The sequence below is a fragment of the Solibacillus sp. CAU 1738 genome (assembly GCF_039888725.1).
Taxonomy (GTDB): Bacteria; Bacillota; Bacilli; order Bacillales_A; family Planococcaceae; genus Metasolibacillus.
In genome coordinates this window covers 503,806-517,585 of record NZ_JBDQQN010000002.1, presented here as the reverse complement: position 1 = coordinate 517,585, position 13,780 = coordinate 503,806, and the positions used below count along the sequence as shown (strand labels likewise).

Genomic DNA, 13,780 nt, shown 5'->3' with positions numbered 1-13,780 from the left:
CACATGCAGCAAACGTCCGAGCAAAAGCAAAAAAATACACACATTAACTTAGGAGGAACGAATATGTTCAAGGAAATGAAAAAACGTATTAAAAATGAGAAAGGCTTAACGCTAGTAGAGCTTTTAGCAGTAATCGTAATCTTAGCAATCGTAGCAGCAATCGCAATTCCAGCGATTGGGAACATTATTAACAATCAACGTGATAAAGCGGTACTAGCCGATGTTTCTGGTGTTATTTCAGCTGCAAAAATTGCAAATACAGACGGTTCTTGTGGAACTGGTAATGTTTGTGGTAAAGATGATTTAGCTGATTACATTAGCGTTAAAGGATTTAAAGCGACTGGAGATCAAGTAGATTTAACAACTGTAACAGATCCGGAAATCAAATATACATTAGCGTCTGGCGAAGAGATTAAAGCAGGTGGAAAGATGGCAAAAGCTCTAGGTAAAGCTTATGCTGTTGGTGATGTTCTTACAATTAAGGAATCAAAATTAAATGAAGTTATGGGTAAATAATTACCCCTCAAAGAACACCTAACCACGGTTGGGTGTTCCATTGAGTGACTAATTAGATCCGAACATGTGTCACACTAGTAAGTAACAAACATGCTTTCATACTAACAATCAAAATATGATTCTCAAACAAGTAGACATACTAATAGAAGGAGGCCCAATGATGATTAGCTTCAAAAAGAAAACGAATATGTCCATCCAATTGAATGATTATATATTGCGTGCACTTGTGAAAAAAGGGCCGAACGCAGCGCAGTGGGCAGTTCATGAAATTCCTTTGCAAAAAGGAATTGTACAAGATGCCGTAATTGTCGATGAGATGGCACTGTTCAATATTTTAAAAGAAAACGCCTCGAAGTTTGGTGGTAAAAATCAGAATGTCCGTCTATTTGTACCTGACACATCTGTGTTATTAAAAAACTTTGATCACCCAGTTGATATAGAAGGGAAAAAACTGAAGGAATATGTGCAAATGGAGCTTGGTAGATCTATTCACTTACCATTCCAGGAGCCGCTAGTGGATGTTTATGACCATGTTGCAGGAGATGGTTACGCAACTTTGTTTGCGACACCTCCAGATGAGGTGCAAAAACTGATGGGTATATTGCTCGATATACATATGCACCCAGAAGTAGCAGATATCCGAGCGCTCTGTAATTTACGTTTACTGGAGCAGTTGAAAAAAGTAACGACTCACAAAACGTATATGATTGCAGATTGGTCCATTAATGAGCTATCAATTTGTATATATTCTAAAGGGCAAGTTGAGTTTTTACGTTATCAAACGATTGATACAGATTTATCAAAATGGCATGCAACAACAGCTAGTAATGGAGAAACTGAATTCACATATAACGATGATATTCAACAATACAATGCGCTTTTGGCGGACCAAGTGCTTGAGCTTGACCGTATGATGAATTTCTTTAAGTTCTCTCTTCATAAAGGAGAGAAGTCGGTAGATGAACTCATTATTATGGGAGACAATCCGCTATTAGATCATATTAGTACATTTTTAAGTGTAAATTTACCTACACCGATAACGGTTATTGATGATGCGGCAATTGCAAGTTTCTACCCGCAGTTTAAAGCGAAACATGCATCGTTAATCGGGCTTGCGCTGAAGGAGGTTAGCGTATGATTCCAGATATAAACTTACTCCCTAAGCTAGATAAAAGAGAGACTGGCTCTAAATTACTTTATAGTTTGATCGGTATTGCCACAGTAATGGTCCTATCACTTTTCGTTTGGCAATATTTCGAAGCAAAAAACGAATTAGCTACGCTTACTACCGAGCAGCAAGCACTACAACAACAAAAAGAGCAGTTACAAAGTGAATATGACGTACTCGTTAACGCAAGTAAAGGCTCACTTGAAGAGTCAGTTGCCTTCGTTGAGCGTGTCTCTTATCCAGTGTCACCATTAATGGATGAAACACAAAATTTATTACCAAAACACGCTTATTTAAGAAATTATTCATTTGCTGAAAAGTCTACAACGATTTCAGTAGATTTTGAAACATTAAATGAAATATCTAGTTATGTAAATCGCCTCGAACAAAGTGCATATTTTTCAGATGTGCAAATAGGCACTGTTTCTAATTTTGATGTTAATCCGAACGAGACATCTGATGGAAAAGCTAAGGATGAAACTTTTAATGAGATACCACGCTACTCAGTAGACATTACATTATTTATGGATGAAGTATATTTAGCTACTGGAGGTGTGAGATAATGAATAAAATCTCTAGTAGTAAAAATTCAACTACACTATTATTAAGTGCTCTCATTATAGCTTTATTATTTGCGGTTTATTATTATGTTGTAATGCCTAAACAAAATGAAGTATCAGCTATGCAAAGCTCTGTTTCTAACTTACAATCAGATGTATCGGGCTTACAAAACCAAATCACAGCTGTAAGTAGTGAACAAGAGAAAGGTACACCAAATCAATTTGCACTACGTAAAAAAGTTCCTCAAGATCGTAATTTGGTGGAGCTATTACTAAATCTAGAAGAAATCGAATTCGTTTCAGATTCACGCGTTCTCGCTATTAAGTTTAATAACTATGATTCTCTAGTTGCTGAATCGCAATTACAGGATCCTAATCAAGAAGAGTCGACTGAGGATGCTAGTCAGTCTACTACGGAAAATACAGATACTGTCGCAGTTAGCGCACAAACAAATGATCAACAAACAACGTCAGGGGCATTACCTGTTTCATCAATCGCAAAAGAATCTTTGCCGGCAGAGCTAAAAATGTTGACGTTCAGTATTGATGTAGAAGGTCCAAATGCGGCAAAGCTAGAGCAATTTTTAAAGGAGTTAGAAACCCTGGAGCGTGTGATGCACGTAGATATGGTTGATTTTGCTTTACCGGGCGAGGAAAATGCATTTGCAGAAGAACGTTCTGAAGGAGTTGCTGCTACGATTCAAGTAACGACTTTCTATTATGAAGGCAATCAATAAGATAGAACAGGAAATAGTTAGGGGCATTTAACATGGATATAGCTTATACCATATTTGCATTTATTTTCGGGCTTGTATTCGGTTCATTTTTCAATGTCGTCGGTTTACGTGTACCAAAAAAGGAGTCGATTGTTTCACCTCCATCTCATTGCACGAATTGTAACAGGCAACTAGGCGCTCTAGATCTAGTTCCTGTTTTTTCGTATGTATTATTGCGCGGGAAATGTCGCACTTGTAAGGCAAAAATTTCTCCGATTTATATGATTACAGAGCTAATAACAGGACTGTTATTTGCATATGCCTTTTGGACAATCGGTTTTCAATTAGAGCTTGCAGTTGCTTTAATATTTATTTCATTATTAGTAATAATTACAGTATCAGATATAGCATATATGTTAATTCCCGATAAAATTCTACTATTTTTCGGCATTTTATTAATTATAGGACGTATTATAGTACCGCTGGATCCGTGGTGGGATAGTATCGTAGGGGCAATTATTGGTTTTGGTATATTATTATTAATCGCGATTATTTCAAAAGGTGGTATGGGTGGTGGTGACATTAAATTATTTTTAGTCATCGGCCTTGTACTTGGAACATTCAACACCTTACTAACATTATTTATTGCATCAGTAATTGGAATGATTACCGGGGTTATTGTATTAAAGCTGCGTGGTCAAGGTAGGAAGGCTCCTATACCATTTGGACCTTCGATCGCGATTGCCACAATCATTGTCTATTTTTATGGAGATAAAATGATAGATTGGTATATGAAGCTATTTTAAAAACGTATTGTATTAACGTAGCAATACGTTTTTTCTTTGCTTTTAGGAGATTTGTTAGTAAATACATAGCAGTTGAGTGCATATAATAGCTGACAATTCGTATTCTTGCTGTTTGAGTGTGTGTATTCTCAGCTAGACTTAGTTTGCCATTCTTCGATATGTATCAAAACTCAAAATGTAAATTCTTTTATCGTTATAATTAACAGAATTATCTGTATCTAATAAGGGGAATAATGGTATATTTATAGAATAAAGATGAAATTGGAGGGCGTTTTATGAAGCCGATTATTGGATTAACAATGCATACAGGGGATAACAAACTAGAAATTAATAATACTTATATAAATTCAGTTGAGCTTGCAGGGGGAATTCCGCTTTGTATCCCTCATATAGCTGGTAATGATATAGAACCGATTTTAAATCGTATAGACGGACTTATTTTAATTGGTGGACACGACGTTGATCCCATTTTATTTGGACAGGAGCCGCATAGAAAACTGGGGGCATTTCATACTCACCGAGATACGAGCGATTTGGATCTCTTCCATGCTGCGTTTAAAAAGAATATGCCCATTTTAGCAATATGTCGTGGTCACCAAGTGTTAAATGTTGCATTTGGTGGTACATTAATTCAAGATATTGATTCACAGTGGGAGCAGCCGATTGCTCATATTCAATCTTCAATTCGACATGAAGTAACACATTCTGTCAACATTACAGGAGAAAAATTATTAAGTATTTTTGGAAGCAGCTCCATTAGAACAAATTCCTTCCATCATCAAGCGATTGATCAATTAGGTGAGGGGTTAATATCAGCAGGTTTAGCTTCAGATGGGATTAATGAAGCAATTGAACATCCTGAGCATCCATTTTGTATTGGTGTGCAATGGCATCCTGAAGCGCTTGCGCCAGCAGGAGACACACACTCTATTAAATTATTCGAAGCATTTATCAAGGCTTGTAAATAGGAGAAGGAGCATTTGAACAGAGAAAGTTCAAATGCTTTTTTTTCTATTAAAGAGAGTTTGCAATAGGAAGATGCACAAAAAAAGTTGGCAAATACATGAACCTAAAAACACCCCGAATTGGAGTGTTTAAGGCAAAATGCTATTAAATTTCACTTTCTTTTCTATTGCCTAATAAACTCCCATTGAAAGCAAATCACATTATAGTACTTTACGATATAAACCAACTACTTTTCCTAAAATCGTTACTTGATTTACTAGAATAGGATCCATTGAGGAATTTTCAGGTTGTAAACGGAAATGCGTTTTTTCTTTGAAGAAACGTTTAACAGTCGCTTCATCATCTTCAGTCATTGCAACGACAATATCCCCATTGTCCGCCGTTGATTTTTGTTTAACAATGACATAATCTCCATCTAAAATGCCAGCTTCAATCATGGATTCTCCCATAATTTCTAGCATAAATAATTGGTCTTCGCTTGTGCCATATGTATTTGGCAGAGGGAAGTATTCTTCAATATTTTCAATTGCAGAAATCGGTAAACCTGCCGTAACTTTTCCTATAAGTGGTACATGAATAACATCTTGTTTTTGAACTATATTATCATCTTGGTCTAAAACCTCGATTGCGCGAGGCTTTGTTGCGTCACGTCGAATTAGTCCTTTGCTTTCTAAACGAGCAAGATGCCCATGTACAGTCGAACTTGACGCAAGACCAACTGCTTCACCTATTTCACGTACTGATGGTGGATAACCTTTTGAACGAACCTCTTCTTTAATAAAAGCCAAAATGGCTTCTTGGCGTTTTGATACTTTTGTCAATTAACTCACCTCTTTTTGGAATATAAGAACATTTTTAATTATTTTCAGTATAGCAGGATGCGAACACAAAAGCAAACATAGGTTCTGAAAAGTGGTTGACAAAAACAAATGTTCGGTATAAATTAAGAACATACATTCCGAACAAGTATTCGATAAAAGGGGATTTTATTATGAATTGGGTAAAACAAAACAGCTATATTACAGTACTTTTCTTATTTTCATTATTTGTTATTTCAGTTGTAGCGATTACAGATGAAAAAATTGAACAATACGAACAAGTTTTTGTCGAACATGGTGATACTTTATGGTCGTTAGCAAATGAATATCGTGGTAAAATGTCGATGCAAGACTGGATTATCTTTGTTAAAGAGGAAAATCGATTAGCTAATGAAACAATTATCATTGGGCAGCAGTTAAAGATTCCTGTTGAGAAAAGTTCCAATTATATTGCAAAAATAACAACAGAAGAAAGCAATTCTGTTAAAGTAGCGAGTGAAAATTAATGAGTAATGAACAAGCGGTCGTTTATGCCAGAGTTAGTACGGAAAAATCGACTCAACAAACATCATTAGCACGTCAAAAAGAAGAATTGACAACTTATGCTAAGAAAATGAATTACGCAATTGTAGAGGTCTTTCAAGATCAGCAAAGCGGTTTCGACGTAGATCGTGAAGGTTTATTAGATATGCTTGATTATATGAAAACACATAAAATTTCTGCGCTATTTGTACAAGATGAAACCCGTTTAGGACGGGGAAACGCACGTGTGGCAGTTTTACATCTTTTACAAAAGCAAGCGATTACCGTATTTTCATTAAATGAAGCAGGACCAATCGCATTAAATGAGATGGATACAATGTTATTAGAAATATTAGCTATTGTAGAGGAATACCAACGAAAACTTCATAATGCGAAAATCCGGCGTGGCATGCGTCGAGCAGTTGAAAATGGATATCGTCCTGAAGAAAATTTAAAAGACCGTGGTAATATGGAAGGGCGAGAGCGCATTGAAGTGCCAATAGAAGAAATAGTAAAACTTCGTAACAAAGGGTTTACATTCGCAGAAATTGCATCAACTTTACAAAGTGTTGGTTTTCAAGTTAGTAAAGCAACAGTACACAGACGATATGCTGAATATCAAGACGGACTTGAAGGCTAAACACTTGCGCTTAGAGTCATTTTCTCATACCTTTTAAATAGGTTATTTAGAAGGGTGAGAAAATTATGTTGTCAAAAGAAAAAATAGCACGAATTAACGAGTTATCAAAGAAAGCAAAGGCAGGTATTTTATCAGAAGAGGAAGCGAAGGAACGTACATTATTAAGAAAAGAATATTTAGATACATTCCGTTCAACAATGCGTGACACAATTGAGCATGTCAAGGTTGTTGATCCAAACGGTAATGATGTAACACCTGAAAAATTGAAAAGCATTAAAAAACAAAGAGATTTTTTAAACTAACTTAATCATGAGTTATCATTTATTGTGACACATTTAGCAATAAGTATGACATAATTGGAATAAATGTTACACTAAGCATTGTTTTCTTTATGATTCTTGACTAAACTAATAAAGAATAATAATTAGCACGAGAAAGGATGTCATAAAATGACACAACACGTGGATCAGTTAGCAATTAACGCAATTCGAACTTTATCAATTGATGCAATCGAGAAAGCAAACTCAGGTCACCCAGGACTACCAATGGGTGCAGCACCAATGGCATATACTTTATGGACGAAGCAATTACGTCATAACCCTCAAAATCCAAAATGGTTTAACCGTGACCGTTTCGTATTATCAGCAGGTCATGGTTCAATGTTATTATACAGCCTATTACACTTAGGTGGTTATGGTTTAGACATGGAAGAAATTAAAAACTTCCGTCAATGGGATTCAAAGACACCAGGTCACCCAGAGTATGGGCATACTGTTGGAGTTGAAGCGACAACTGGTCCACTTGGTCAAGGAATCGCAATGACAGTAGGTATGGCTATGGCAGAAGCTCACCTTGCTGCAACTTACAACAAACCAGGTCACGAAATTGTTGATCACTATACATTCGCACTATGTGGAGATGGTGATTTAATGGAAGGTGTAGCAGCTGAGGCGATTAGTTTAGCTGGCCACTTACAACTTGAAAAATTAATCGTACTTTACGATTCAAATGATATTTCCTTAGATGGTGATTTAGCTAAATCATTCTCTGAAAACGTTCAAAAACGATTTGAATCATACGGCTGGAACTACATACATGTAGCAGATGGTACGGATGTTTCAGAAATTAACAGTGCAATCGAACAAGCGAAAAAATCAAATGGTAAACCAACATTAATCGAAGTGAAAACAGTGATCGGTTTCGGTTCACCAAATAAATCAGGTAAAGCAGATTCACACGGTGCTCCACTTGGAACAGATGAAGTTGTGTTAACTAAAGCAGCTTACGAATGGGCACATGAGCCATTTGAAATTCCTGCTGAAGTATATGATACTTTCAAAGCAGCTGCACAAACACAAGGTGCTGAGCCAGAAGCAGCTTGGAATGCAAAATTCGAAGCATACAAAGCACAGTTCCCTGAGCTAGCAGCACAATTTGAAAAAGCAATGAACAATGAATTACCAGAGGATTTTGCAGCAGAGCTTCCAATATATGAAGCAGGTAAATCTGTAGCAACTCGTTCTTCATCTGGTGATGCAATTAACGCATTAGCTAAGAAGACTCCTTCATTCTTCGGCGGTTCAGCTGATTTAGCTGGTTCAAACAAAACGACAATTAAAGGTGCTGGTGACTTCTCATCAGAAAACTATGCAGGTCGTAACATTTGGTTCGGTGTACGTGAGTTTGCAATGGGAGCAGCATTAAACGGAATGGCGTTACACGGTGGGGTAAACGTATTCGGAGGTACATTCTTCGTATTCTCTGACTATGTTCGTCCAGCAATTCGTCTATCTGCATTAATGGGCTTACCTGTAACTTATGTATTTACGCACGATTCAATCGCAGTAGGTGAAGATGGTCCGACACATGAACCAATCGAACATTTAGCTTCACTACGTGCAATGCCTAATCTTTCAGTAATTCGTCCAGCTGATGCAAACGAGTCTGCAGAAGCTTGGAAATTAGCACTATCAGCAACATCTAAACCAACTGTTCTAGTATTATCTCGTCAAAACCTTCCAGTACTTGACGCACCAATCGAAGCAGTTCGTGCAGGTGTAGAGAAAGGTGCTTACGTTGTTTCACCAGCAACAAAAGCAACGCCGGATGCTATTTTGATCGCAACTGGCTCTGAAGTTTCTTTAGCAGTTGAAGCACAAAAAGTATTACTAGCTGAAGGAATTGATGCGTCGGTAGTATCAATGCCATCTGTTGACCGTTTTGACCAACAATCTGCAGAATATAAAGAAGAAGTATTGCCGAAAGCAGTGACAAAACGTCTTGCAATCGAAATGGGTTCTTCATTCGGCTGGCATAAATATACTGGTTTTGAAGGTGATGTACTTGCAATTGACAAGTTCGGCGCTTCTGCACCTGGTGAGCTAGTAATGGAGAAATACGGCTTCACTGTAGAAAATGTAGTAGAAAAAGTAAAAGCTCTATAATAAAATTAGGATTTATTCCGATTCTTGAAAAATCCCAGTTTTTTGCGACTAGTAATCGCAGGAGAAAAGTAAAGGCTTTATAATTTAAAACAAGAGTGATTCCAGGTGTAAGCTGGATTCACTCTTGTTTTTTTACTCTCGATGGGATATTTGGGTTCTATTGACCATATTTTGGAATCTATTGACCGAATTTTTGATTCTATTGACCATATTTCAAATTCTATTGACCATATTTCAAATTCTATTGACCTTATTTTCAATTCTATTGACCATATCCTTGCTCAAGTAGAACAATATTCGCTTATTGCAGAATGATTCCCTCAAACCTCTATGCTGTTTCACTTTTTGCCTTTGTTTTCGAAAAAGTATCCAGCAACAATTGCAATCACTTGTGCAATAGCTGTGACTATTAATAATATGAAATCTTTTGAGCCGCCACTTAATGCGAGTTCATCAATTAGAATGCCTGAAAGCCAAAATAGCTGCACTGTAATAATAATTGTAAAGCTCCCTACAAATAATACGAGCTTAGCAGAGGGTTTTAATAAAAATACTGCAATACAAAATAATACGGAAAATACCGCGATTGTTGTAAAAACAGGGTCGAGCAATGTAAATATTCCATCTTGCTCAAACTTGTCATATGTAAAGCGTGACATACCATCCCTCCTTTTCATTACTAAACGCTATCGTTTGGAAATTGATCCAAAAACTACTTTGCTAAACCGTTTTGAAAAGCATACACTACAGCTTGTGTTCGATCTTGCACATCTAACTTACTTAAAATATTACTAACATGTGTTTTGACTGTTTTTAATGCAATAAATAAGTCATCCGCAATTTCTTGGTTCGCTTTACCTTTTGCCATAAGGAGAAGTACTTCCATTTCACGCTCGGTTAATTGCTCATGTAGGGCAGTCGCTGCTGAGTTTCTTAGTCGAGACATCATTTTTGTTGTTACTTCTGGTTCGAGAACTGTTTCACCTTGCATCGTTTTACGAATAGCGTCTGCAATTTGCTTCGCGTTTGATGTTTTTAATATATAGCTAACGGCACCGGCTTCAAGAGCAGGATATACTTTGTCATCATCTAAAAAGCTTGTAACCATCATGACTTTTGCAGTCGGCCAAGCTTGTAAAATTTTTTCCGTTGCCTCAGCTCCTGTCATAATAGGCATTACATTATCCATTAAAATTAAATCTGGACGTAGAGTAAGTGCCTTTTCCACAGCTTCTGCGCCATTTTCAGCTTCTCCTATCACTTCAATATCCGCCTGTGCAGAAAGATAGGCTGATACACCGATCCGAACCATTTCGTGATCATCTACAATTAATACTTTAATCAAGTTGCTCACCTTTCTTTCGAGGTACTTTTACTTCAACAATTGTACCTTCACCTGGAACTGATACAATTTTATAAAGACAGCCGATTTCGACAGCACGCTCGGCAATATTTTTTAAACCGTATGATGTACTTTTGTCGTTTTCATTATCAAAACCTAAGCCATTATCTTGTATACGTAAAATAGCGTAATCATCACGAGCTATTAACAATAGTTCAACAACGCTTGCTTTTGCGTGACGCAGTGTGTTTGATAATGCTTCTTGTGCTATACGAAATAAATGATCTTCTTCTGCTTTTGAAAGTGGAATTTCCTCTAGCTTATATTCAATATGGAAATACACTTTTTGCTGCAGCTCTTGAATTAAATCTGATAATCCCTCTGCTAATGTTTTATTGCGTAAGGCGATTGGACGTAAATGAAGAAGAAGTGCGCGCATTTCGAGCTGAGTTTGCTGAACTATTTTTTCAACTTGCTCGAGCTGCCGTTTTGCCTCATCATCTTGCTGTTGTTCTGTTAAAGCAGATAACAACATAGAGGCTGCAAACAGTTGTTGTGAGACAGAGTCATGTAGCTCGCGTGCTAATCGTTGGCGTTCTGCAATTAAACGTTCCTGGACAATCGCATCATTTGTTTCTGCTTTTTCATTCGATAAACGCTGTAGTGCAGCACGCTGTGATTCGATTAAAGCATTAGTTTCATTTATCGCTTTTTTCATCGAACGGGAAAGTCCTTTTTGTTTTACTTGTTCAAAATCGGGTTCCGCCACTTTTTTAACGATCCTTGTTGCAGATATTTCGCGTGATTTCGCTAATATTGTCATCCAAACACTAATAACAAAGGACACAGTTAATATGACACTAGCTATTGTAAATATTAGTGGCATCGTACCGAATTGTTCGTCGGTAAATATGCGCCAAACATTTTCGTTCGGTACACCTAAAACGAGTACCATAAAGCTAAAGGTCATAGTAGTGAGAAGTAGAAATAGCATACAGGTTCTTAAAATTAAACCGATCATACGCGGCTCACCTCCACATCCCCGAACCAAGTTGAAACAAATATGACGAGAATACGCTTTTCGTTTGTTTGGCCATCTTCAAACAGTAAGCTTTCGTTGACGAGGCGTTTAGAAGCTTCATGCATGCAAATAGCTTCACCATAAAAAGTTGTATAATGAAGCCTTACTGTAACCTCGTATGGTACGAGCACTTGTATTTTCCCTATAGTTTGTTGAATCGAAATAATAGACTTTCCAGCTGGTAATATCGTTTGTGTTGTATCGATGACGATATCTCCTACAAAGCGTTGTATTTGCACATCCTCCCATTTGTATGCATCAAGTGGTGCAGCAGTAGTGCCGATAAAGGTGTTCGCTTTTGTAGAAGAAGTCCAACCGCGATTTGTTACTTCGATAATTTCTTCTTTTTTCGTGATTTGCTTGTACAGTAAATAGGCGATAAGTGCGATAATATATAAGCGTAAGCTCCATAGCGTTAGTAGGGCGATGAAAATAAAAAACCCACCAATATAAAACATATATTTGCGCTTCCGTTTTAGTCCGAAATAAATAAAACATGCGCCGATTATTAAGTTGATAACAGCTCCATTATTAAATAGTGTAATCTCTATTAGCATAATAAGTAACAAGCTTAGTAGAAAAAAAGTAAACTGATCTGTCGTAAATTTGGTCAACATTCTATCCTCCCGTCGTTTGCTTACAATACATTTGTCTCACTATGAGAACGCATAAAGGGAGAAGGCAACTCTGCCCTCTCCGCATTTGGTTATTCTACTATAGCATGGTTTTCTTGTTTATCGTTAGTTGTGATGAGCTTCTGTTTGTTCTCAAGTTGTGCTAAACGTGATTCAAAAGTTGTCACTTCATATTGTTTATCAATTTTCGTTGCTAGATCGTCTATATAAAGAGAGATTTCTTCAAAACTTGTATCTTCTTGTTTATTAATAATTTTATCCATTTGATGATGGGCCCGTGTGACATTTTCTTTCCCCATTAATTCTAATTGACGCACTTTCATATCTTTAATTTTATGTTTCATCGTTTCGAATTTGCGCTCTAGCTCAAAATATTCTGCTGCACACACGTCGATACTAGAAAGTAGACCGATTTTACGTGTCATATAAGCATCCACTTCACCTTGTGCAAAAGCGATTAAATCTGCTTCACCGCTTGCACTTGCTAGACCTAGTTGCTGTTCGCGTTTGGACAACATATTTGCAGTTTCCTTTAACTGTGCCTCCAGTTCTTTTTTAAGCTGACCTTGGCGAGCAAGTAATTTCCCTGTTTGCTCTGTTTGATGTTCTGCCTCGCGAATGTATTGATTAAGTAAGGCAACAGGATTTTTTTGTTCCTTTTTATCGAAGAAATCATGTAAATCTGCTTGCAATTGATATTTAAAACGTGTAAATAAGTTTGCCATATAAAATCTCTCCTTTTATTTTGTTAATTTTGCCCATTCTCTCTCAAAGTTAGTGAACGGGTCATTATTTGTTGAAACTTCCGCTTTTTCTGAGTTCCAATTTTTATAGATGAAGTATGCGATAGCGATTGAGACTAAACCGATAAATGCTGGAATGTTTGAGATTGCACTCACGACCCCAGCAAGTGCAACTGTTGCACTCATAATTTTTCCGAACAGCGATGTGCTCTTAGTGTAATAATGTAAGCCGGCAGCTAGTAGTAGACCAGAGAATAATAAGCCAATCATTGGTAATAGTAGAATGAAGGCTATCATTGCTGCTATGGAGCCTATGCAAAAGTAAAGAAATTTTTTCATGTTTTGTGTCCTCCTTTTGTTGATACCTTAATATTAAAGGATGACAGTGCTTTGCATAACGACCTGTAAGTGTATCTTTATCTAGGTCTAGAGGCTGAGCTAATATCAGACTTATAAGGAGTGGGAGAACGAAAAACTATAAAATAATATTAATGCATAGAAAGCATTGGGGAATTAGTGTATAATTCTTTTTGAAATGCTCGATAGAGAGGGAGAAGAACATATATGAATTTATGGCTAGGTATAGTATTAATCATCATCGCACTAGCAGGTGGAGCTGCATTAGGTTTCTACTTTGCGCGTCAATATATGATGAAATACTTAAAAGAGAATCCACCAATTAATGAACAAATGATTCGTGTAATGATGGCTCAAATGGGTCGCAAACCATCTGAAAAACAAGTTCGTCAAATGATGTCTCAAATGAATAAATTCCAAGATAAATAATTAAAGTATATTCGTTTTTGTTTTTTCACAAGTGGTA

General features: G+C 36.8%; 18 protein-coding genes. 11 read left to right on the top strand and 7 right to left on the bottom strand.

What is annotated here, in order from left to right; genetic code table 11:
* The first annotated feature begins 3 nt into the window (after positions 1–3).
* The 6 genes from AAFN87_RS07670 to AAFN87_RS07645 all read left to right on the top strand — a co-directional run bounded on the left by AAFN87_RS07670 (position 4) and on the right by AAFN87_RS07645 (position 4,734).
* Positions 4–516, top strand: a complete 513-nt coding sequence (locus AAFN87_RS07670) for a prepilin-type N-terminal cleavage/methylation domain-containing protein (RefSeq protein WP_481886456.1) — start codon at positions 4–6, stop codon at positions 514–516.
* Between the two features lie 160 nt (positions 517–676).
* Entirely contained in the window at positions 677–1,654 is a 978-nt protein-coding gene (gene pilM / locus AAFN87_RS07665; RefSeq protein WP_347790453.1) for a type IV pilus biogenesis protein PilM, read from the top strand.
* Positions 1,651–2,247: a PilN domain-containing protein gene (locus AAFN87_RS07660; RefSeq protein WP_347790452.1), complete on the top strand. Its 597-nt coding sequence runs from the start codon at positions 1,651–1,653 to the stop codon at positions 2,245–2,247. Before pilM ends, AAFN87_RS07660 begins: the two co-directional genes overlap by 4 nt.
* Positions 2,247–2,981: a potassium transporter gene (locus tag AAFN87_RS07655; RefSeq protein WP_347790451.1), complete on the top strand. Its 735-nt coding sequence runs from the start codon at positions 2,247–2,249 to the stop codon at positions 2,979–2,981. Before AAFN87_RS07660 ends, AAFN87_RS07655 begins: the two co-directional genes overlap by 1 nt.
* 32 nt (positions 2,982–3,013) lie before the next feature.
* Complete coding sequence (locus AAFN87_RS07650) at positions 3,014–3,766, top strand: prepilin peptidase (RefSeq protein ID WP_347790450.1); 753 nt, start codon at positions 3,014–3,016, stop codon at positions 3,764–3,766.
* Positions 3,767–4,041: 275 nt separating this feature from the next.
* Positions 4,042–4,734, top strand: a complete 693-nt coding sequence (locus tag AAFN87_RS07645; protein ID WP_347790449.1) for a gamma-glutamyl-gamma-aminobutyrate hydrolase family protein — start codon at positions 4,042–4,044, stop codon at positions 4,732–4,734.
* A gap of 198 nt (positions 4,735–4,932) precedes the next feature.
* Here AAFN87_RS07645 and lexA read toward each other — a convergent pair whose 3' ends face one another.
* The gene (gene lexA, locus AAFN87_RS07640; protein WP_347790448.1) at positions 4,933–5,553 is read right to left on the bottom strand and encodes a transcriptional repressor LexA; all 621 of its coding nucleotides are present in this window, start codon (positions 5,551–5,553) and stop codon (positions 4,933–4,935) included.
* 170 nt (positions 5,554–5,723) lie between these two features.
* Here lexA and yneA point away from each other — a divergent pair, with 170 nt between their 5' ends.
* The 4 genes from yneA (at position 5,724) to tkt (ending at position 9,156) form a co-directional block, all read left to right on the top strand.
* Positions 5,724–6,056, top strand: coding sequence for a cell division suppressor protein YneA (gene yneA / locus AAFN87_RS07635; protein WP_347790447.1), 333 nt, complete (start codon positions 5,724–5,726; stop codon positions 6,054–6,056).
* Positions 6,056–6,712: a YneB family resolvase-like protein gene (locus AAFN87_RS07630; protein ID WP_347790446.1), complete on the top strand. Its 657-nt coding sequence runs from the start codon at positions 6,056–6,058 to the stop codon at positions 6,710–6,712. Before yneA ends, AAFN87_RS07630 begins: the two co-directional genes overlap by 1 nt.
* Positions 6,713–6,777: 65 nt before the next feature.
* Positions 6,778–7,014 (top strand): DUF896 domain-containing protein, encoded by a 237-nt coding sequence (locus tag AAFN87_RS07625; RefSeq protein WP_347790445.1) that lies wholly within the window; start codon positions 6,778–6,780, stop codon positions 7,012–7,014.
* Between the two features lie 147 nt (positions 7,015–7,161).
* Positions 7,162–9,156, top strand: coding sequence for a transketolase (gene tkt, locus AAFN87_RS07620; RefSeq protein WP_347790444.1), 1,995 nt, complete (start codon positions 7,162–7,164; stop codon positions 9,154–9,156).
* Between the two features lie 338 nt (positions 9,157–9,494).
* Here the strand turns inward: tkt and AAFN87_RS07615 are convergent, their stop codons facing one another.
* The 6 genes from AAFN87_RS07615 to AAFN87_RS07590 form a co-directional block, all read right to left on the bottom strand.
* Entirely contained in the window at positions 9,495–9,815 is a 321-nt protein-coding gene (locus AAFN87_RS07615; RefSeq protein ID WP_347790443.1) for an acyl-CoA dehydrogenase, read from the bottom strand.
* 53 nt (positions 9,816–9,868) lie between these two features.
* On the bottom strand, positions 9,869–10,501 hold the full coding sequence (locus tag AAFN87_RS07610) for a response regulator (protein ID WP_347790442.1): 633 nt from the start codon (positions 10,499–10,501) through the stop codon (positions 9,869–9,871).
* Positions 10,494–11,519, bottom strand: coding sequence for a sensor histidine kinase (locus tag AAFN87_RS07605; protein WP_347790441.1), 1,026 nt, complete (start codon positions 11,517–11,519; stop codon positions 10,494–10,496). The genes AAFN87_RS07610 and AAFN87_RS07605 overlap by 8 nt, the downstream gene beginning before the upstream one ends.
* Complete coding sequence (gene liaF / locus AAFN87_RS07600; protein ID WP_347790440.1) at positions 11,516–12,196, bottom strand: cell wall-active antibiotics response protein LiaF; 681 nt, start codon at positions 12,194–12,196, stop codon at positions 11,516–11,518. Before liaF ends, AAFN87_RS07605 begins: the two co-directional genes overlap by 4 nt.
* Before the next feature lie 89 nt (positions 12,197–12,285).
* Positions 12,286–12,939: a PspA/IM30 family protein gene (locus AAFN87_RS07595; protein ID WP_347790439.1), complete on the bottom strand. Its 654-nt coding sequence runs from the start codon at positions 12,937–12,939 to the stop codon at positions 12,286–12,288.
* Positions 12,940–12,954: 15 nt separating this feature from the next.
* On the bottom strand, positions 12,955–13,296 hold the full coding sequence (locus tag AAFN87_RS07590; RefSeq protein WP_347790438.1) for a lmo0954 family membrane protein: 342 nt from the start codon (positions 13,294–13,296) through the stop codon (positions 12,955–12,957).
* A gap of 225 nt (positions 13,297–13,521) precedes the next feature.
* Here AAFN87_RS07590 and AAFN87_RS07585 point away from each other — a divergent pair, with 225 nt between their 5' ends.
* The gene (locus tag AAFN87_RS07585) at positions 13,522–13,743 is read left to right on the top strand and encodes a YneF family protein (RefSeq protein WP_347790437.1); all 222 of its coding nucleotides are present in this window, start codon (positions 13,522–13,524) and stop codon (positions 13,741–13,743) included.
* Positions 13,744–13,780: the final 37 nt, after the last annotated feature.